This window comes from Chitinophaga sp. YR627 (assembly GCF_900114995.1).
In the GTDB taxonomy this organism is placed as follows: domain Bacteria; phylum Bacteroidota; class Bacteroidia; order Chitinophagales; family Chitinophagaceae; genus Chitinophaga.
In genome coordinates, this window is record NZ_FOUX01000002.1 from 1,345,668 (window position 1) to 1,365,437 (window position 19,770).

At 45.3% G+C, this 19,770-nt stretch carries 14 protein-coding genes and 5 tRNA genes; 1 reads left to right on the top strand and 18 read right to left on the bottom strand.

Features of this window, described 5'->3' with window-relative positions; all coding sequences use genetic code 11:
- Window positions 1-690: 690 nt before the first annotated feature.
- The 10 genes from BMZ72_RS13920 to BMZ72_RS13965 form a co-directional block, all read right to left on the bottom strand.
- Window positions 691-2,112: an APC family permease gene (locus tag BMZ72_RS13920; protein WP_089809268.1), complete on the bottom strand. Its 1,422-nt coding sequence runs from the start codon at window positions 2,110-2,112 to the stop codon at window positions 691-693.
- A gap of 88 nt (window positions 2,113-2,200) precedes the next feature.
- On the bottom strand, window positions 2,201-2,824 hold the full coding sequence (locus tag BMZ72_RS13925) for an OmpH/Skp family outer membrane protein (protein WP_089809270.1): 624 nt from the start codon (window positions 2,822-2,824) through the stop codon (window positions 2,201-2,203).
- A 145-nt stretch (window positions 2,825-2,969) separates the two neighbouring features.
- Window positions 2,970-3,683: a DUF4397 domain-containing protein gene (locus BMZ72_RS13930; RefSeq protein ID WP_177222786.1), complete on the bottom strand. Its 714-nt coding sequence runs from the start codon at window positions 3,681-3,683 to the stop codon at window positions 2,970-2,972.
- 99 nt (window positions 3,684-3,782) lie between these two features.
- Window positions 3,783-8,078: a DNA-directed RNA polymerase subunit beta' gene (gene rpoC, locus BMZ72_RS13935; RefSeq protein ID WP_089809276.1), complete on the bottom strand. Its 4,296-nt coding sequence runs from the start codon at window positions 8,076-8,078 to the stop codon at window positions 3,783-3,785.
- Between the two features lie 144 nt (window positions 8,079-8,222).
- Complete coding sequence (rpoB, locus tag BMZ72_RS13940) at window positions 8,223-12,032, bottom strand: DNA-directed RNA polymerase subunit beta (protein ID WP_089809278.1); 3,810 nt, start codon at window positions 12,030-12,032, stop codon at window positions 8,223-8,225.
- A gap of 245 nt (window positions 12,033-12,277) precedes the next feature.
- A complete protein-coding gene (gene rplL / locus BMZ72_RS13945) occupies window positions 12,278-12,649 on the bottom strand; it encodes a 50S ribosomal protein L7/L12 (RefSeq protein WP_089809280.1) in 372 nt (123 codons plus the stop codon).
- A gap of 96 nt (window positions 12,650-12,745) precedes the next feature.
- Window positions 12,746-13,273: a 50S ribosomal protein L10 gene (gene rplJ, locus BMZ72_RS13950; protein WP_089809834.1), complete on the bottom strand. Its 528-nt coding sequence runs from the start codon at window positions 13,271-13,273 to the stop codon at window positions 12,746-12,748.
- A 39-nt stretch (window positions 13,274-13,312) separates the two neighbouring features.
- The gene (rplA, locus tag BMZ72_RS13955; protein ID WP_012789379.1) at window positions 13,313-14,002 is read right to left on the bottom strand and encodes a 50S ribosomal protein L1; all 690 of its coding nucleotides are present in this window, start codon (window positions 14,000-14,002) and stop codon (window positions 13,313-13,315) included.
- 45 nt (window positions 14,003-14,047) lie between these two features.
- Window positions 14,048-14,491 carry a 50S ribosomal protein L11 gene (gene rplK / locus BMZ72_RS13960; protein WP_089809282.1) on the bottom strand — a complete coding sequence of 148 codons (444 nt, stop codon included), beginning with the start codon at window positions 14,489-14,491 and terminating at the stop codon, window positions 14,048-14,050.
- Between the two features lie 268 nt (window positions 14,492-14,759).
- Complete coding sequence (locus BMZ72_RS13965; RefSeq protein WP_143087693.1) at window positions 14,760-15,968, bottom strand: transglutaminase domain-containing protein; 1,209 nt, start codon at window positions 15,966-15,968, stop codon at window positions 14,760-14,762.
- 112 nt (window positions 15,969-16,080) lie between these two features.
- On the opposite strand from BMZ72_RS13965, the gene BMZ72_RS13970 reads away from it, so the two are divergent.
- Entirely contained in the window at window positions 16,081-16,656 is a 576-nt protein-coding gene (locus BMZ72_RS13970) for a DUF1579 domain-containing protein (RefSeq protein ID WP_089809284.1), read from the top strand.
- Between the two features lie 70 nt (window positions 16,657-16,726).
- On the opposite strand, the gene nusG is transcribed toward BMZ72_RS13970, so the two are convergent.
- The 8 genes from nusG to BMZ72_RS14015 form a co-directional block, all read right to left on the bottom strand.
- On the bottom strand, window positions 16,727-17,317 hold the full coding sequence (gene nusG, locus BMZ72_RS13975) for a transcription termination/antitermination protein NusG (RefSeq protein WP_012789374.1): 591 nt from the start codon (window positions 17,315-17,317) through the stop codon (window positions 16,727-16,729).
- Window positions 17,317-17,511 carry a preprotein translocase subunit SecE gene (gene secE, locus BMZ72_RS13980; RefSeq protein WP_089809286.1) on the bottom strand — a complete coding sequence of 65 codons (195 nt, stop codon included), beginning with the start codon at window positions 17,509-17,511 and terminating at the stop codon, window positions 17,317-17,319. Before secE ends, nusG begins: the two co-directional genes overlap by 1 nt.
- A gap of 68 nt (window positions 17,512-17,579) precedes the next feature.
- Window positions 17,580-17,650: transfer RNA gene (locus BMZ72_RS13985), tRNA-Trp, on the bottom strand.
- Between the two features lie 117 nt (window positions 17,651-17,767).
- On the bottom strand, window positions 17,768-18,955 hold the full coding sequence (gene tuf / locus BMZ72_RS13990) for an elongation factor Tu (RefSeq protein WP_089809288.1): 1,188 nt from the start codon (window positions 18,953-18,955) through the stop codon (window positions 17,768-17,770).
- Between the two features lie 173 nt (window positions 18,956-19,128).
- Window positions 19,129-19,200, bottom strand: a tRNA-Thr gene (locus tag BMZ72_RS14000).
- A 70-nt stretch (window positions 19,201-19,270) separates the two neighbouring features.
- Window positions 19,271-19,343, bottom strand: a tRNA-Gly gene (locus BMZ72_RS14005).
- A gap of 131 nt (window positions 19,344-19,474) precedes the next feature.
- Window positions 19,475-19,556: transfer RNA gene (locus BMZ72_RS14010), tRNA-Tyr, on the bottom strand.
- A 67-nt stretch (window positions 19,557-19,623) separates the two neighbouring features.
- Window positions 19,624-19,697 (bottom strand) — tRNA-Thr (locus tag BMZ72_RS14015).
- Between the last annotated feature and the right edge of the window lie 73 nt (window positions 19,698-19,770).

Genomic DNA, 19,770 nt, shown 5'->3' on the forward strand with positions numbered 1-19,770 from the left:
AAAAAGGGATGTACCAATCAGAAAACCGGACTTCATAATTCCTTAACATTGACCCTGTTTACGCCCTTTAAGGGCATAAAAAAAGCGTATGGTAGATACCATACGCTTGTTGTTAAGATTGTCATGTGAATGTTCGAGAATGCAAATCGTGTAGGCTTTTAATGGTCATTACAGGGTTGAAAGATTTCTTCAAATCTTCTTCACCTCACCTAATGAGAAATAATTGCCTTATAATTATTTATGATGAATGTCTTTTTTGATGTCGTTTGTCGGCATATAGTCTTCTAATGTTAACCTTCGTTTTTCTGTACGCGATACCTATCTTCAAACAATGTTGACGAACAATCATTCTTACATGCCCTTATCCGGATGTCTGAACTTATATTCTTCCTAACTACTCCTATGCTAAACGGGCTTCCAATTGTAGTGTTAATATGATAGGTTCCCTCCCCATTTTTCACTGCTTCCTGTGGTAAAGCAGTGCTCTTAGTTGACAAAGGGTTTTCTATTCATACGTGTCGTTGCGTCAAGGGTTACACACAAATCAATCCTCTAATTCGGAAGTCTTCCTGCAAATTACATCAATTCACTGAAAGTTCCACAGCAGTAAGATAAATTTTCAACCATTTTACATACAACTTTTGTGTAAGAACGGACTATTTTTTGTCCATTCTAGTCTTTCGTTGTCTACTACGCGGTTTTTTGTGTCTTCATGGCCAGATAATACAACGGGAAACCAATAACAATGATCAATAAACCTAACAAAGCGTAGCTACTTTCAAACATCAGCAGTAATAACGCCAGTGCAGAAGCTACTACAATATAGATCATAGGTAATACAGGATAACCAAATGCCTTATAAGGACGCGGAATATCCGGACGCTTATTACGTAACACAAATATACCAGCAATTGTGATAACATAAAATATAAGTACGCCAAATATTACCATTGCCAGCAAATCATTGTATTTACCTGTCAGACAAAGCAACGAAGCCCACAGACATTGTATCCACAAACCATTTGCCGGTACATTATACTCATTTAAATCGCCTGATTTCTTAAAGAACAGTCCATCCTGCGCCATTGTGTAATAGATACGTGCGCCTGCCAGGATCAGTCCATTGTTACAGCCGAAAGTAGATACCATGATCATCACAGCAATCACGTATGCGCCGCTGTTACCAAAGATCTGCTGTGCAGCAACTACTGCGACGCGGTCTTTGGCAGCGAAAGCGATGTCATGCATAGGCACTACTGCCAGATACATCAGGTTCGCGCTAACATATACGATCGTTACCAGTAATGTACCAAGGAAGAGTGCTCTCCCAATATTTTTCTGTGGATTTTTAATTTCTGCCGCGATAAATGTGATGTTATTCCAGGCGTCACTACTGAACAGCGATCCCTTCATTGAGATGGCTACAGCACCACACAATGCCAGTCCTGACAGTAATGTGGTTGTTACCTGTCCGCCGTCCTGCGTAAGGCTTACAGCCTGCCAGGCGTTGGTCCAGTTAGCATTCCAGATCTCCTGTTTAGCTCCCAGCAGAAATCCGAAAATGATCAGTCCGAAGAGCGATAAGAGTTTTGCCAGTGTAAAAACTGTCTGAATGATCTTTCCATTTTTTATACCACGTGTATTGATCCACGTTAGGAGTATAATAGATATGATGGCCACGATCTGTGCAGCGGAAATCTTCAGGAAACCAAGGTCCAGCAGATAATTCTCTTCACTGAATGCGGGAATTATATAAGAAGAGAACTTCGCAAAGGCGACCGCCACAGCAGCGATCGTACCGGTCTGGATGACGCTGAACTGTGTCCAGCCAAACAGAAATGCGACCAGGGGATTATAAGCCTCGCGCAGGTAGACATACTGCCCTCCTGCTTTAGGGTACATACCAGACAACTCTCCGTAGCTTACAGCTGCGATAATGGTAACGATACCGCCCAGTACCCACATAAGGGTTAGCCAGCCGGCAGAGCCCACATTACGTGTGATTTCCGCAGATACGAGGAAAACGCCAGAACCTATCATAGAACCGGCAACGATCATGGTTGCGTCCAGCAGACTAAGACTGGGACGAAAAGCTGTGTTTTGGTTGTCCATACATCGAGGATTACAAAAAATCCCGCCTCAGTTTATGAGACGGGATTCCAAGATATATTATTTTCTAATGTTTTTGCTATAGCAACTATTATTTTTTCTCAGATGCTTCTTTGCTGGCATCATTTAGGCCCTTAATTACTTCAGTAGTAATGTCATACTTATCATCCTTGTATAAAACGTTGCTGGCGCCTGTACGGTAAGACAGGATATAGGCATAACGTTTATCAGCGTTGTATTTAGCCAGGAAGTCATTCAGTCTCTTCTGCAGCTCTTCGTTGAACTTATTCTCCTGTTCAGCATACTCAGAACGCATGTTCTGTGCTTTACCTTCCAGTTGCTGTTGTTTGCCGTACAAAGCACGCTGTGTTGCTTCGCCTTCTGCCTGTGTTACGGAGTTAGCATTTACACGACGCTGGAAATCAGCGGCCTCGTTCTGTAATGCGCGTGCGTTAGCATTTAATTCATTATCGATCGCCTGTTGTTTCTTCTCGAGTTCTGCTTTCTTTACTTTAAAATAGTCGTAGTGAGCTTCAACGGTATCGATATCCACATAAGCAATGATAAAGCCGCTATTAGAAGCAGCACCGCCATCTTTTGCAGCAGCCGCCGGGCTACCGGTACCCTCATTTTTAGTCTGCTGACAAGCAATAAATGTTCCGGCTGTTAATACCGCTAATAATCCGCTTTTCACAAATTGTTTAGTAGTGCGCATGTTGTTGAGTGGATTTTGAATCCTTGAATACGTTTTAAATTTTGAACGGCTAAAATAAGGTTTTTAGATGATTATACTTAGTCCCTCTCTATCTTAACAACACTTTCACATATGAATTTTGCTACAGCCGTGATTATCAGACAAACTAATGTATAAATGTGGCGATTTTAAACGAATCTGCCTTCAATGCATTCCCATAGCCGATAAAGGTGTATTCTTTCCGTTCATCTACCTGGAAAGCCTGTCCATTCCCATTGAGCGAGAGCGTAGAGTCCGGGTAAGTTACCACCAGGGAGTGTGGTCCGATAGGTACATCCACGAAATCAGTCGCCGCCAGATAGCTGAGACGGCGGAAATAGCGGGCTGTATCCTGCCTGGTATCTGAAGTTGTAAAGGTCTTGATATCTATTGTCAGTCTGCTGGAGCGATTGATATAGGAATCGCTCAGGTTGATATAACGCATTCTGCCCAAACCGGCACGGGTACCTCCCAGCGCGTCTTCTACCAGAAGGGCCTGTGGGTTATTGCTATTATCAAGTGACAGGAATACGGAGTAATAATGCCCGTTGCGGAGACTGATCTGACCACTTACATAAGGCGAATTAGGTTGACCCGCCAGGCGTATCAGCAGATTATAGCGTTTTGCCTCAAAGGCATGATAACCAGAGCTCTCTCCATAGGCCAGATCCGTGGTCATTGTCATAGTATCGATCAGTACGTCAAACAGTTTACCTGGCACTGCCTGAAATACATTGATGTTGGAACTGGTAACAGGTATCGATTCATCACTATTCTTATTACAGGCGAAAATACCTGCGGTGACGAGTATTAACAATAAACAATAACGCCAGTGCTTCATAATAATCATCCGGTGATTTTAATTGGCCGAAAGTTACACGTAAAAAAAATGTCCCGACGTGATGCCGGGACATTTTTTTTATACATGAGTGTATCTGTTCTATTCTTCTTCGTCAAACTGGAACACTTCTTTAGAAGAGGCCAGGATGTCGTATTCTTCTTTCGAACCTACGATCATGTTTTCGAACTCACGCAGACCAGTACCTGCAGGGATCAGGTGACCGGTGATCACATTCTCTTTCAGGCCAAGCATGTCATCGATCTTACCGTTGATGGCAGCAGAAGACAGTACTTTGGTTGTTTCCTGGAAGGATGCGGCAGAGATCCAGCTGTGAGTACCCAGGGACGCTTTCGTGATACCCTGTAACAGCGGGCTGGAGGTAGCCGGTTTCGCATCGCGGAATTCCACCAGTTTTTTATCTGCGCGGCGCAGCAGGGAGTTTTCTTCCCTTACCTGACGCAGGGTAACGATCTGACCAGCTTTAAGAGAGCCGGAGTCACCAGCTTCGGTAACTACCTTCTTATCGAAGATATGATCGTTTTCCTCAAAGAATTCGAATTTATCGGTAGTGTCACCTTCCAGGAAGCGGGTATCGCCCGGATCCTCGATGTTCACTTTACGCATCATCTGACGTACGATTACCTCGATGTGCTTGTCGTTGATCTTCACACCCTGTAAGCGGTATACCTCCTGGATCTCATTTACCAGGTATTCCTGTACTGCAAACGGTCCTTTGATGGACAGGATGTCAGCCGGAGTGATAGAACCATCAGACAGTGCAGTACCTGCTTTCACGAAGTCACCGTCCTGCACCAGGATGTGACGTGTCAATGGCACCAGGTATTTCTTGATGTGACCTTCACGGCTTTCGATGATGATCTCACGGTTACCACGTTTGATGTTACCGAATGCTACCACACCATCGATCTCAGATACGATAGCGGGGTTGCTTGGGTTACGTGCTTCAAACAGCTCAGTTACACGTGGCAGACCACCCGTGATATCTCTCAGTTTACCGAGGATACGTGGGATCTTCACGATTACCTGACCTGCTCTCACCGCTTCACCTTCTTCGATAACGATGTGGGAACCTACTGGTAAGTTGTAAGATTTCACCTCTTTATTACCATCTACATAGATAGACGGGATCTTGTTCTTGTCTTTGGTTTCGATAACCACTTTCTCACGGTGACCGGTCTGTTCGTCAGCCTCTTCACGGAAGGTGATACCTTCAATGATAGCGTCAAAACGGATCGCACCTGCGATTTCGGATACGATAACGGCGTTGTATGGATCCCATGTACAGATGGTGTCACCTTTTGCAACTTTCTGTCCGTCTTTCACCAGCAGTGTAGAACCGTAAGGAATGTTGTTTGTGATCAGTAATCTGTCATTTTTCACGTCCACGATACGTAATTCACCGGTACGGCCAATTACCACCTGCACTTTTTCACCTTCGTTGTTTTCGTATGTAGTGGTACGCAGACCGTCGAACTGCACTGTACCATCGAATTTAGCCTGTAAGCCGGTTTCAACAGATGTAGAACCAGCCACACCACCCACGTGGAAGGTACGGAGGGTCAACTGAGTACCAGGTTCACCGATGGACTGTGCTGCGATGATACCAACTGCATCACCACGCTGGGTAATATAACCCGTAGCGAGGTTTTTACCGTAACATTTCACGCACACACCTCTGCGGCTTTCGCAGGTCAGTACGGAACGGATTTCAACGGTATCGATCGCGCTGTCTTCGATACGGTGAGCGATATCTTCAGTGATCTGAGCACCTGCTTCAACGATCAGCTCCTCTGTATGAGGATCGAATACGTCGTGCAGTGAAGTACGGCCGAGGATACGGTCATACAGTGGCTCAACCACCTCTTCATTATCTTTCAGTGCGGAAGTCGCAATACCACGCAGGGTACCACAATCTTCTTCATTGATTACAACATCCTGTGCAACGTCCACCAGACGACGGGTCAGGTAACCTGCATCCGCCGTTTTCAGTGCCGTATCCGCAAGACCCTTACGGGCACCGTGCGTAGAGATGAAGTATTCCAATACGTTCAGACCATCTTTAAAGTTGGACAGGATCGGGTTTTCGATGATCTCTGAACCGGTAGATCCACTCTTACGCGGTTTAGCCATCAGACCTCTCAAACCAGCCAGCTGTTTAATCTGCTGTTTGGAACCACGCGCACCGGAGTCAAGCATCATGTATACAGAGTTGAAGCCCTGTTTGTCATTTGCCAGTTCACGGATCAGCGTTTCTGTTACTTTGGTATCCACACGAGACCAGATATCGATGATCTGGTTATAACGTTCGTTATTCGTGATCAGACCCATGTTATAGTTATCCCATACTTCGTCAACTTCGCTGGCAGCACCATCGATCATGTGCTGTTTCACCTCTGGGATGATCAGGTCATTGATGTTGAAGGACAGACCACCACGGAATGCAGTACGGAAACCAAGCTGTTTGATATCATCCAGGAACTTCGCAGTTTTAGGGATATCAGTGTACTTGATGATGTCACCGATGATTTCACGCAGTGATTTCTTTGTCAGCAGTGCGTTCACATAACCAGCTTCTTTTGGAACGTGCTGGTTAAAGATCACACGACCTACGGTTGTTTCGATCAGTTTATTCTCCAGTTCATCCTTTTCGTTACGAACATTTGCTTTTACGCGGATGTTCGCATGCAGATTTACTCTCTGCTCGTTGTAAGCGATGATTACTTCTTCCGCAGAATAGAAGGCTTTACCTTCACCTTCTACTTTTTCAGTAGGAGTAGATTTCTTGCCTTTAGTGATGTAGTACAGACCCAAGACCATGTCCTGTGAAGGCAGGGTGATTGGCGTACCATTCTGCGGGTTAAGAATGTTATGTGAAGACAGCATCAGCAACTGTGCTTCCAGTATCGCAGCATTGCTCAGCGGTACGTGCACAGCCATCTGGTCACCGTCAAAGTCGGCGTTGAACGCAGAACACACCAGTGGGTGGAGCTGGATCGCTTTACCTTCCACCAGTTTAGGCTGGAATGCCTGAATAGACAGACGGTGGAGGGTCGGAGCACGGTTAAGCATTACCGGGTGTCCTTTCAGTACGTTTTCCAGGATATCCCAAACTACTGCTTCCTTTCTGTCAACCAGCTTTTTCGCTGATTTCACCGTTTTCACGATACCTCTTTCGATCAGCTTACGGATGATGAACGGTTTAAACAGTTCAGCAGCCATATCTTTCGGCAGACCACACTCATGCAGTTTCAGTTCAGGACCTACGACGATAACGGAACGACCGGAGTAGTCCACACGTTTACCTAACAGGTTCTGACGGAAACGACCTTGTTTACCTTTCAGTACGTCAGACAGGGATTTCAGTGCACGACCACCTTCTGCCTTCACCGCATTTGATTTACGGGAGTTATCGAAGAGGGAGTCAACTGCTTCCTGCAGCATACGTTTTTCGTTACGTAAGATCACCTCTGGCGCCTTGATCTCGATCAGACGTTTCAGACGGTTGTTACGGATGATCACCCTGCGGTACAGGTCGTTCAGGTCAGAAGACGCGAAACGGCCACCGTCCAATGGAACTAACGGACGCAGTTCTGGTGGTACTACAGGGATGTATTGCATTACCATCCATTCAGGACGGTTTTCAACACGACCATTTGCTTCACGGAAAGCTTCCACCACGCTCAGACGTTTCAGCGCTTCCGCTTTACGTTGCTGGCTGGTTTCAGTTGCCGCCTGGTTACGCAGCTGGTAAGAAAGGCTATCCAGATCGATTCTGGCCAGCATCATTTCTACCGCTTCAGCACCCATTTTAGCGATGAACTTGTTTGGATCCTCGTCAGGCAACAGCTGGTTGTCTTTCGGCAGGGTATCCAGTATATCAAGATATTCTTCTTCAGTTAACAGATCGCCATAGTTCAGGCCTTTCTCCTGCTTAGCGCCTGCCTGTATGATCACGTACCTTTCGTAGTAAACGATGGTTTCGAGTTTTTTAGAACTCATACCCAGCAGGTAACCGATCTTATTTGGCAATGATTTGAAGTACCAGATGTGAACAACAGGCACAACCAGACGGATGTGACCCATTCTTTCGCGACGTACTTTTTTCTCAGTTACCTCCACACCGCAACGGTCGCACACGATACCCTTATAACGGATACGTTTGTATTTTCCGCAATAGCACTCATAGTCCTTTACGGGGCCGAAGATCCTTTCACAGAATAAACCATCACGCTCCGGCTTGTAAGTACGGTAGTTGATGGTTTCCGGCTTCAGCACTTCCCCGTATGAGCGCTCCAGGATTGAATCCGGAGAAGCCAGACTGATGGTAATGCTGCTAAAGTTTGATTTAGGACGATTTTCTTTCTTGATGGCCATTGTATGTTGTTTAAAGAAAATTCACATGTAATTCAGTGCGCGGGTCATAGACTTGTCCATGGACCGTGTCTGACTATCTAAAGCCTAAGGCCCATAGTCCCAGGCGATTGCCAGGGACTATGGACCATCACTTATGGACAAATATTAATCAAATTTCAAATCCAGACCCAGACCGCGAAGTTCATGTATCAATACATTGAAGGACTCCGGTACGCCTGCTTTTGGTATGTTATCGCCTTTAACGATAGACTCATATGCTTTGGCACGGCCTACAATGTCATCAGACTTAATGGTTAACAGTTCCTGCAGGATATTGGATGCTCCATATGCTTCCAGTGCCCACACCTCCATCTCACCAAAACGCTGACCACCGAACTGCGCCTTACCACCCAACGGCTGTTGTGTAATGAGACTGTACGGTCCGATAGAACGGGCGTGCATTTTGTCATCAACCATGTGGCTCAGTTTCAGCATGTAGATAACACCCACGGTAGCTTTCTGGTGGAAACGCTCACCGGTTTCGCCATCATACAGGTAAGTATGGCCAAAGCTTGGTAAACCAGCTTCGTCAATATATCCAGCTATTTCTTCAGTAGTAGCACCGTCGAAGATAGGTGTCGCGAATCTTATACCGAGTTTCAGACCAGCCCAACCCAGTACAGTTTCGTAAATCTGACCAAGGTTCATACGGGATGGTACGCCCAATGGGTTCAGTACGATATCTACCGGTGTACCATCTTCCAGGAATGGCATGTCCTCATCACGAACGATCTTGGCAACGATACCCTTGTTACCGTGACGTCCCGCCATCTTATCACCCACTTTCAGCTTACGTTTGCTAGCCAGGTAAACCTTCGCCAGTTTCAGTACGCCTGCTGGTAACTCATCACCAATTGAGATGTTGAACTTCTCACGTTTGTAACGTCCGAGTTCTTCATTGTACTTGATGTTGTAGTTGTGCAACAGTGTGTTGATCTGATCGTTGGTTACCTCATCGGTAGTCCAGCCGAGCGGATTCACGTTCTGGAAATCGATGTTCGCCAGGTTCTTGGAAGAGAATTTAGATCCTTTGGAGATCAGTACTTCACCGTAAGTGTTGGTGATACCCTGAGAAGTTTTATCCTTCAGGAGTGTCAGCAATTTACCCATGAGTACTTCCAGCAGGTCTTCTTCATTCTTCTGGTGTACTTTTTCCAGTTTCTCCAGTGCCGCTTTTTCACGGGTTTTGGAGTTCTTATCTTTCTTAGCGCGGCTGAACAATTTCTTGTCGATCACCACACCTTCTGTGCTTGGAGGTGCCTTCAGGGAAGCATCTTTCGCATCAGAAGCCTTGTCACCGAAGATCGCACGAAGCAATTTTTCTTCAGGAGAAGGATCAGATTCACCACGAGGAGTGATCTTACCGATCAGGATGTCACCTTCTTTGATGTGTGCACCAACGCGGATGATACCGTTCTGATCCAGATCTTTGGTTGCTTCCTCACTTACGTTTGGAATATCTGGTGTCAGTTCTTCTTCACCCAGTTTAGTATCACGTACTTCCAATTCGTATTCATCGATGTGGATAGAGGTGAAGAGGTCTTCACGTCCTACACGCTCAGAGATTACGATCGCATCCTCGAAGTTGTAACCTTTCCATGGCATGAACGCCACTTTCATGTTACGACCCAGTGCCAATTCACCACCACGTGTAGCGTAACCTTCTGTGAGGAAGTCGCCAAACACGAGCTGCTGCCCTTTCTTCACTGCAGGACGCAGGTTGATACAGGTGCTCTGGTTGGTTTTAACGAATTTGGTCAGCTGATATATTTTCAGGTCATCCTCAAAGGAAACCAGTTTCTGCATTTCATCACGTTCGTAACGAACATGAATTTCGTTTGCATCCACAAACTCAACCACACCTTTACCTTCAGAAGTGATCTGCAGACGGGAGTCGCGTGCAGCCTTTCCTTCCAGACCGGTACCTACGATAGGCACCTGTGGGTTGATCAATGGTACTGCCTGACGTTGCATGTTCGATCCCATCAACGCACGGTTGGCGTCATCATGCTCGAGGAACGGAATCAGGGAAGCACTCAGACCAACGATCTGGTTAGGTGCAACGTCCATGTATTCCACTTCTTCTCTGTCCAGGATAGGGAAGTCACCGGTTTCACGGGATTTCACCTTATCATTTACAAAGTGACCTTCTTCATCAAGTGGTGCGTTTGCCTGTGCGATCTTCACGGAATCTTCTTCTTCAGCGCTCAGGAAGCGTACATTATCCATGTCAACTTTACCCTCGTTCACCTTACGGTAAGGAGTTTCGATAAAGCCCATGTCATTTACTTTCGCGTGTACGCAAAGTGTAGAGATCAGACCGATGTTCGGACCTTCCGGTGTTTCGATAGTACAGAGACGGCCGTAGTGGCTATAGTGTACGTCACGCACCTCGAAACCTGCTCTTTCACGGCTAAGACCGCCGGGACCGAGGGCGGAGATACGACGCTTGTGCGTGATCTCAGACAGCGGGTTGGTCTGATCCAGGAACTGGCTCAGCTGGCTGGTACCGAAGAAGGAGTTGATTACAGAAGAAAGTGTTCTTGCATTGATCAGATCTACCGGCGTAAATACCTCGTTATCGCGAACGTTCATTCTCTCACGGATGGTACGGGCCATACGGGCCAGACCAACACCAAACTGCGCATATAACTGTTCGCCCACGGTACGCACCCTACGGTTACTCAGGTGATCGATATCATCGATCTCCGCTTTACTGTTGGTGAGCTGTACCAGGTATTTAATGATCGCGATGATGTCTTCCTTGGTCAACACTTTCATGTTGAGCGGCGTAGGCAGACCGAGTTTTCTGTTGATCTTATAACGGCCAACATCACCCAGGTCATAACGTTTGTCAGAGAAGAACAATTTATCGATGATACCCCTTGCTGTTTCATCATCCGGCGCATCGGCACCACGCAATTGGCGGTAGATGTGCTGAACGGCTTCCAGTTCGGAGTTAGATGTATCTTTATTTAAAGTATTGTAGATAATTGAGAAGTCGCCGCTCACCTCTTCTTTCTGCACGAACACGCTTTTCACGCCCATATCCACGATGGTTTCGATATTCGCTTCATCGAGGATACTATCACGCTCGAGCATGATCTCATTACGTTCAATGCTCACCACCTCACCGGTATCTTCATCTACGAAATCTTCCACCCAGCTTCTGAGTACGCGTGCACCCAGCTTCTTACCGGCGTATTTTTCCAGGCTCTTCTTATCTGCTTTCACCTCGTCAGCCATTCCGAAGAGCTGGAGGATATCTTTATCTGTCTCGTAGCCGATCGCACGCAGAAGGGTAGTTACAGGGAACTTCTTCTTACGGTCGATGTAAGCATACATTACGTTGTTAATGTCGGTTGCAAACTCCATCCAGGCCCCTTTGAACGGAATCACCCTTGCAGAGTAGATTTTCGTACCGTTTGGATGTATGGATTGTCCGAAGAATACACCAGGAGAACGGTGGAGCTGTGATACTACCACGCGCTCTGCGCCATTGATCACGAATGTACCTCTAGGCGTCATGTAGGGTATATTCCCGAGGAATACATCCTGCACAATCGTCTGGAAGTCAACGTGTTCCTCATCGTTACAGCTCAGGCGTAATTTAGCCTTCAGCGGTACAGAATAGGTAAGCCCACGTTCAATACATTCCTCGATCGTATATCGCGGAGGGTCTACAAAGTAATCGAGAAACTCCAGATTGAAGATATTGCGGGTATCTGTAATCGGGAAGTTTTCTTTGAATACTTTAAAAAGGCCTTCATTGTTACGTTTGTCTGGTGTGGTTTCTAACTGGAAGAAATCCTTGAAAGATTGGATTTGGATAGCCAACAGATCCGGTGTCTCAGTAACTTGTTTGATCTTTCCAAAATTTACTCTTTCGTTTGCTTGGGCTTTTTTTAGAGACATATTCGAAGTTAGCAGTTATATTAACTTATATAATATTGTGAAGTAAATCACAACATGAATCGGGGAAATTAAGACATCTTTGCCAAATACCCTCAAAATTTCTGTCTTCGCTTGTTGTGTCAGACTCCACCGTCCTGGTGATTTCCTCTTATTGACGCTCCAAAAAGACACTTTCCCAAAGGGAAGAAGGCCAAAAGTGCCAGAAGCACTTTTGACCTTTATAAAGAGGTATCTTTAAGCAAAGACTACTGAATTTCAACTTCAGCACCAGCTTCTGTCAGCTTAGCTTTCAGATCTTCTGCTTCAGCTTTAGAAACGCCTTCTTTCAGAGGCTTAGGAGCACCGTCTACCAGTTCCTTAGCTTCTTTCAGACCAAGACCAGTCAGGTCTTTAACGATCTTAACTACGTTCAGTTTGCTAGCACCTGCATTTTTCAGGATAACGTTGAAGGCAGTTTTCTCTTCAGCAGCAGCTGCGCCACCACCATCATTAGAAACTACAACTGCAGCAGCAGCTGGTTCGATGCCATACTCGCTTTTCAGAAAATCTGCGAGTTCCTGAACTTCCTTAACAGTTAAACCTACTAATTGTTCGGCTAATGCTTTAACGTCTGCCATTGTATAGTGTTTTTAAGAATTTTAAGTATTGAATTTTTTTATATTGTGACTTGGAAGCCATTGTTATTATGTAAGCCCGTAGAGGCTTTTAGCTGATTACTCAGCTGCAGGTGCTTCAACAGCAGCGCCTTCTTTCTTACCTTTTTCAAGCAAGCCAGCGAGAACGCGTTTTGCAGGAGATTGCAACAGACCAATAACGTCTCCGATGAGTTCGTTTTTGGTTTTGATTTTCACCAGGTTAGCCAGTTGAGCATCGCCAGTGTAAATTTCATTTGCAACGAAAGCAGCTTTCAGCTCAGGTTTCTCAACTTTCTTGTTTTCCTTACGGAAAGCAGAAATGATCAGTGCTGGTTCTTTCGGGCTGTCAGAGAACATCAGGGCAGTTACGCCGTTCAGTGCATCATAAATACCAGTGTATTTCTCAGCATCCAGAGATTCCAGCGCCTTGCGGATCAGGGTGTTCTTAGCCACCTTCATTTCCACGTTCTTGTCGAAACAAACCCTTCTCAGGTTGTTCACCTGTGCAACGGTCAGAGACTCGGTGTTGGTGATGTAGAAGTTGTTATATTGAGTGAACTTACTTTTCAGCAGTTCAATCACGTCATTTTTTTGATCTTTGTTCATAGCTTTTGTCAGTTTGTTGATCTGCCAACCGGCCAATCATTAGTTTTGAACTGATTTAGTGTCAACTGTAATGCTCGGGCTCATTGTGCTCGCCATTGACAGTCCTTTCAGGTAAGTACCTTTCGCTGTAGCTGGTTTCAGCTTGATGATAGCATTGATCAGCTCCTGGGAGTTCTGCTCAAGTTTATCAGAAGCGAAAGAAACACGGCCGATGGAAGCGTGAATGATACCTGCCTTATCCACTTTGAAGGTGATCTTACCACCTTTAACCTCATTAACAGCAGCTGCTACATCGTTAGTAACAGTACCTGTTTTAGGGTTAGGCATCAGGTTACGGGGACCCAGGATCTTACCCAGTTTACCGATCTTCGGCATTACAGCAGGCGTAGCTACGATAACGTCGATATCAGTCCAACCAGCTTCGATCTTCTGGATAAACTCGTCCAGACCAACATGATCAGCACCAGCTTCTTTTGCAGCAGCTTCTTTATCAGGTGTGCAAAGAACCAGTACACGTTTAGTTTTACCAGTACCGTGGGGAAGCGTTACGGAACCACGGATAGCCTGGTCTGCTTTCTTGGGATCAACGCCCAGACGGATATGAATATCGACAGAACTGTCGAATTTGGTGCAGTTAATGTCTTTTACAAGTGCGGAAGCTTCTTTCAGGCTGTAAACCTTGTTTTTGTCCACCTTTGTATCGGCTGCTTTTCTTTTCTTAGTTGCCATTGCAAAATGTTTTAAAAGTTAACCTGCTTGTACAGGGTGACACAATTAGTTACTCCAGGGAGCGTTACCTTCAACAGTAATACCCATAGAACGGGCAGTACCAGCGACCATTTTCATAGCGCTTTCCTTGGTGAAGCAGTTCAGATCAGGCATCTTGTCTGTCGCAATTGCTTCTACCTGTGCCCAGGTAACTTTACCCACCTTGTTACGGTTAGGTTCTTTAGAACCACTCTGCAATTTGGCAGCTTCCAGCAGCTGTACAGCAGCAGGAGGCGTCTTGATTACGAAATCAAATGATTTGTCTGTGTAAACTGTCAGCAATACAGGCAATACCTTACCCGCTTTATCCTGGGTACGGGCATTAAACTGCTTGCAGAACTCCATGATGTTCACACCTTTGGAACCCAGCGCTGGACCAATTGGAGGAGCCGGGTTGGCCGCGCCACCCTTTACCTGCAATTTCACGTACGTAGCGATCTCTTTTGCCATGTTATAAAGTTTAATTTGGTTAGAACGTCTCGTTTCTGGCGAAACTCCCAAAACTAAAAGGAGAAAATTTACCTTTTAAAGGGGATGCAAAGGTATACAATAATGTATTAAATCTCAAAAAGAATTTGCTTTCGGGCATTCTTTTTGCTATTATAATCAGTTCGGGATAAAAATTTTACAATTCTATAACAAAACTATTTTATCTTAACCCTGTTCGGTAAAAACCATAGGGCAACATCTCGTCTTAATGGTTAGCAACAAATCTAATTTAATTTAATGGAATTCCCATCCATGTCGTCTTATAAAATAAAGATTTTCTGAACAGCTTGCCAGTCTTAATATATTTGTCTACAAATGTCTGTTCCTCCTCCACTCTCTTCTGCAATACCGATAAAGACTCCTCCAGCTCCGTAATATTATGCTTCAGCGAAGGCTCATTCCTGTTCAGTCCCGCCAACCCCTGCTTACTCTCCGACAACTTCTTACTGATCGCATCCACCATCTCCCTGATCGCCTGATCCGCTTTCGCCGGCTTAAACTGGTTATTCTTGAACTGTACGTATTCATTAAACAGGTTCACCGCCCTGTTATACCGGCTGCTGCTGGCATTGAACTCATCCACCGCCCTGTTCTGCGCCACCACCTTACGGTTATCCGCAATGAACGTCACCAGGTTCTTATAATAGACCAGTTCATGACTGATCATCTGATTGGTAATACCCATCCCCTCTATCCTATTGATCACCAGTTGGTATTTCAACAGGTCATCTTTCATGGTATTATAGGTATCCAGCGAGTCTTTATAATGAAAGACACTTCTCCCTGCCGCAGCTGTCCAGTTGTTATCCCTGAACTCTTCATTCCTCACCGGACGTTCCAATAGCTGCCACAGCGGATCAAAAGGCATATGCGTTCTGATAAACGCGGCTGGCACCACCAGGTAGTAACTGTCAACCGGCTTGCGGACAAACTTATTATTATTCACCACACCCGCGCCCCAGGTCGGGTCACTCATATACCACGCGCTGTCTGGCTTTACCGCCACCCATGCGTGACTCGCATTGTCTATCTTTCCCTGTGTTTTGGTATAACCGCCGATCAGCTGTACCGGAATGCCCGCTTCCTTACAGGTCAGGTAATAAAGATTCGCATACCCCTGACAAACACCGGTCTTTGTCAACAAGGTCTTGTTCGCAGCATCCAGTGTATCCTTATAATAACCGGGATTGTACATGTTGGCGATATCATAACTGATATTCCATACAATCCAGCTATAGAGCTGACGCACAAACTCTCTATTGGACGACGTATGCGCTCTCAGATACTGACTGAGTGCTGCAGGTGTACGGCTATCTCCTTCCGGAATGTTCAATGAAGCAGGTACAGGAGGTTCAGTGCTGACTCTTTCTTTAGGCTGGGCGTATGCGGAAACAGAAAATGATATAATAACAGCTAACAATAGGTATACAGATCTCATATATATAATGAAAGTAGTCACAAAGGTAGGGATAATCAATGATTTAGCTTCCTTACACAGCAACCTTCTCCGTTTTTAAACGTTATTTCTAAATAAAAAAACTCCACCAATTATGAGACGTCTATTGTTATTTTCAGCCTCAGCTATCGCCATCTGCCTTTCGTTCAACACGAAGGTACAGGCACAATCCGCCGAAGAAAAAGCCTGGATGGAATATATGAAGCCAGGTCCTGTTCACGAAATGATCGCCAAATCAGATGGTGAATGGAGTTATGAAATGTCTATGTGGATGGACCCGAGTCAACCGCCCACCAAAGGCAACGGTACCACCATCAATAAAATGGTGCTGGGTGGCCGCTACCAGGAATCCGTTCACAAAAGCACTATTATGGGTATGCCCTTCGAGGGACACGGCCTGATGGCTTACGACAACGCGAAGAAAATATTCCAGAGCACCTGGGTTGACAACATGGGCACTGGTATCATGAATATGGATGGCACCTGGGATGATGCCACTAAATCCATCACTTTTACAGGTAAAATGTATGAGCCAATGAGTGGCAAAGACATGGGTGTAAAAGAAATCTTCAAGATCATAGATGATGACCATCATCACATGGAAATGTATATGGTAAACGATGGAAAAGAAGTCAAGACAATGGAAATTGACTTCACCAGAAAGAAATAAACGTTCAGTTATAGCAATAAAAAAACGCCTCGCTTGAAACGAGGCGTTTTTAATATGATTACTGAAATAGTTAGCTGATTTTTTCCACCTGCATGAAGTTCAGTTCTACAGGGGTGGCACGACCGAAGATCTTCACAGTTACTTTCAGTTTCTTCTTGTCTTCGATTACCTCTTCGATAATACCGTTGAAGTCGTTGAAAGGACCATCGATGATCTTGATTGTTTCGCCAACGATGAAAGGTTCGCTCATGGTCAGTCCGTTGTCAGACATTTCATCCACTTTACCTAACATCTTGTTCACTTCAGCCTTACGGAGGGCGATTGGCTTATCTTTACCCAGGAAGTGAATAACGCCTGATACGTTACGGATGGATTGGATAACTTCATCAGTCATTTTACCATCGATCGCTTCGATCATTACGTAACCTGGGTAGAAGTTTTTCTCGCGCATCACCTTTTTACCTGCCTGCACTTTGTAGACTTTCTCTACCGGTAAAAATATCTGGGTGATCACGTTACCCCAATCGGAGCGGCGTACTTCAATATCCAGGTATTCTTTCACCTTTTTCTCTTTACCACTCACTACGCGCAGAACGTACCATTTGGTGTCCTGGGTCGGAATGTTTGTTTCTTCTGCAGGGTTATTGGATGCATCGATCATTAGGCAATAATTTTATAGTACTGAGTCAGCATGAGATGAGACAGGGCATCCATACCCCAAACCAGCGCAGTGATAACTATAGTAGCGATTAATACGATCATTGTGGAAGACTGCAGTTCCTGCCATGTAGGCCAGGATACTTTATGCACCAGCTCGTGATAGGACTCCCGGAAGTATGCTCTAACCTTATTCATGGGTCTTAAAAATTAACCGTTTGAAAACATGAAAGGTGAAAAGTTCTTCACTTTTCACCATTTTTTAGCACGGGCACTAGGATTCGAACCCAGATCAAAGGTTTTGGAGACCTCTATTCTACCATTGAACTATGCCCGTGTATAAGACCATTAGCTTTTAGCTGAATGAAATCCGGAGAACAAATTTACAAAATTTAAATCTATTATCCAGCCGCAATTTACTAATTGCTAATGGTCTTTAATTATATCAAAGTGATTACTTGATGATTTCAGTAACCTGACCAGCACCTACGGTACGTCCACCTTCGCGGATAGCGAATTTCAGACCTTTTTCCATAGCGATTGGAGCGATCAGTTTAACGATCAGACCTACGTTATCACCAGGCATTACCATTTCAACACCAGCTGGTAATTCAACTTCACCTGTTACGTCAGTTGTACGGAAGTAGAACTGAGGACGGTATTTGTTGAAGAACGGAGTGTGACGGCCACCTTCTTCTTTGCTCAGTACGTATACTTCGCCTTTGAATTCAGTGTGCGGAGTGATGGAACCAGGTTTAACGATAACCATACCACGACGGATCTGAGATTTTTCAATACCGCGGAGGAGCAGACCAGCGTTGTCACCAGCTTCACCTTCATCCAGTAATTTTTTGAACATCTCAACACCAGTACATGTAGAAGTCAGTGGTTTTTCGATCAGACCAACGATTTCAACTGCTTCACCAACTTTAATCTTACCACGTTCGATACGACCTGTAGCAACAGTACCACGACCAGTGATAGAGAATACGTCTTCTACAGACATCAGGAACGGCAGATCAACCGGACGAGGAGGCAGTGGAATGTATTCATCAACTGCGGTCATCAGTTCATCAACTGCAGATACCCATTTTTCCTCACCAGCCAGAGCGCCAGTTGCGGAACCTTTGATGATTGGTGTGTTATCACCATCATAGTTATATTTGCTCAGCAGTTCGCGGATTTCCAGTTCAACCAGTTCCAGCAGCTCAGGATCATCAACCAGGTCAACCTTGTTCATGAACACAACGATACGAGGAACGCCTACCTGACGAGCCAGGAGGATGTGTTCTTTAGTTTGTGGCATCGGACCATCTGTAGCGGCAACCACCAGGATAGCACCGTCCATCTGCGCAGCACCAGTGATCATGTTTTTCACATAGTCAGCGTGACCAGGACAGTCAACGTGCGCGTAGTGGCGGTTAGCTGTCTGATACTCAACGTGTGCTGTATTGATGGTAATACCTCTTTCTTTTTCTTCAGGAGCGGCATCGATCTCATCATAACCTTTCTTCTCTGCCAGACCTTTGCTTGCCAAAATGTTGGTAATGGCAGCAGTCAAGGTAGTCTTACCGTGGTCAACGTGGCCGATGGTACCAATGTTTACGTGGGGTTTATCCCGCTTAAAGGTTTCTTTTGCCATTGTATTTTTTTTAGATGGTTTGTAAAGATTGTATTGATAGTTGTTTTTAAAAAACGGTTTTACAAACTTGTATCGCTGATGAGAATTGAACCCACGACCTTCCCGGTATCGACCGGACGCTCTGCCACTGAGCTACAACGAAATCCGGATCCCGGATGTTTGGAAATCCGTTGAGCTGTTGATGAGAATTGAACTCACGACCTCTTCCTTACCAAGGAAGTGCTCTACCCCTGAGCTACAACAGCATTGAAAATCTTATTAAGAACTTTCATCTCACATAATACCAATGAACAATGTTCTTCAGTATTATCAGTGAGCGGGAGACGAGGCTCGAACCCGCGACCTACAGCTTGGAAGGCTGTCGCTCTACCAACTGAGCTACTCCCGCATATAATTATATAATGGTAAACATTATAAAGAACTTCTTCCTACTCACCTTCTCCTCTATTAATGGAGAACCTGCACTTAACAGACAAGTTCCGCCTTTGCGAGGGGCAAAGGCGGAACATTTGCGCTACGTGGGCAGGAGAGGATTCGAACCTCTGAAGTCGTAGACAGCGGATTTACAGTCCGCCCCATTTGGCCGCTCTGGAACCTGCCCATTTTTCCTTAAACTCCTTTCCCAAATCTCGTCCGTCCGGACCATTTTTGCTTCGGAATTTATCCGGAGCCAGCAGAGGGATTCGAACCCCCGACCCACTGATTACAAATCAGTAGCTCTGGCCAACTGAGCTATGCTGGCTTATCTTATATAAGAATCTTATAAATGATATCCGTTATAAGAGGGTGCAAAGATAGTTGATTTATTTTAACTT

Bases quoted from the DNA above. Each gene is read 5' to 3' on its own strand.
- BMZ72_RS13920 (WP_089809268.1), bottom strand. From the start codon at position 2,112: ATGGACAACCAAAACACAGCTTTTCGTCCCAGTCTTAGTCTGCTGGAC.
- BMZ72_RS13925 (WP_089809270.1), bottom strand. From the start codon at position 2,824: ATGCGCACTACTAAACAATTTGTGAAAAGCGGATTATTAGCGGTATTA.
- BMZ72_RS13930 (WP_177222786.1), bottom strand. From the start codon at position 3,683: ATGAAGCACTGGCGTTATTGTTTATTGTTAATACTCGTCACCGCAGGT.
- rpoC (WP_089809276.1), bottom strand. From the start codon at position 8,078: ATGGCCATCAAGAAAGAAAATCGTCCTAAATCAAACTTTAGCAGCATT.
- rpoB (WP_089809278.1), bottom strand. From the start codon at position 12,032: ATGTCTCTAAAAAAAGCCCAAGCAAACGAAAGAGTAAATTTTGGAAAG.
- rplL (WP_089809280.1), bottom strand. From the start codon at position 12,649: ATGGCAGACGTTAAAGCATTAGCCGAACAATTAGTAGGTTTAACTGTT.
- rplJ (WP_089809834.1), bottom strand. From the start codon at position 13,273: ATGAACAAAGATCAAAAAAATGACGTGATTGAACTGCTGAAAAGTAAG.
- rplA (WP_012789379.1), bottom strand. From the start codon at position 14,002: ATGGCAACTAAGAAAAGAAAAGCAGCCGATACAAAGGTGGACAAAAAC.
- rplK (WP_089809282.1), bottom strand. From the start codon at position 14,491: ATGGCAAAAGAGATCGCTACGTACGTGAAATTGCAGGTAAAGGGTGGC.
- BMZ72_RS13965 (WP_143087693.1), bottom strand. From the start codon at position 15,968: ATGAGATCTGTATACCTATTGTTAGCTGTTATTATATCATTTTCTGTT.
- BMZ72_RS13970 (WP_089809284.1), top strand. From the start codon at position 16,081: ATGAGACGTCTATTGTTATTTTCAGCCTCAGCTATCGCCATCTGCCTT.
- nusG (WP_012789374.1), bottom strand. From the start codon at position 17,317: ATGATCGATGCATCCAATAACCCTGCAGAAGAAACAAACATTCCGACC.
- secE (WP_089809286.1), bottom strand. From the start codon at position 17,511: ATGAATAAGGTTAGAGCATACTTCCGGGAGTCCTATCACGAGCTGGTG.
- tuf (WP_089809288.1), bottom strand. From the start codon at position 18,955: ATGGCAAAAGAAACCTTTAAGCGGGATAAACCCCACGTAAACATTGGT.